The organism is Dyella flagellata (assembly GCF_030160275.1).
Classification (GTDB): domain Bacteria; phylum Pseudomonadota; class Gammaproteobacteria; order Xanthomonadales; family Rhodanobacteraceae; genus Dyella_B; species Dyella_B flagellata.
This window is the reverse complement of record NZ_BSOA01000009.1, coordinates 750-976: the sequence shown is the minus strand read 5'-3', so window position 1 is coordinate 976 and position 227 is coordinate 750. Positions and strand designations below refer to the sequence as shown.

The 227-nt window shown below is 70.9% G+C and carries 1 protein-coding gene; it reads left to right on the top strand.

Translation table 11 applies throughout. The features are described 5' to 3' along the window. The coding region (locus QQJ96_RS06235) for an AMP-binding protein (RefSeq protein WP_284331105.1) at positions 1 to 227 on the top strand (227 nt) is incomplete at both ends.

The following is a 227-nucleotide window of genomic DNA, read 5'->3' as shown; positions in this document are numbered from 1 at the left end:
GGCCTGGTGCATGGGTTGTTCGAAGCGCAGGTGCGGGCCACGCCGGCAGCCATCGCGGTGGTATGCGGGGCGACGCAGCTGGATTACGCCGGTTTGAACGCACGAGCCAACCGGCTGGCGCATTACCTGCGCGAGCAGGGCGTGGGCCCGGATGCGCGGGTGGGGCTATGCCTGCCGCGCGGCATCGAGTTGGTGGTGGCGCTGTTGGCGGTGCTCAAGGCGGGCGG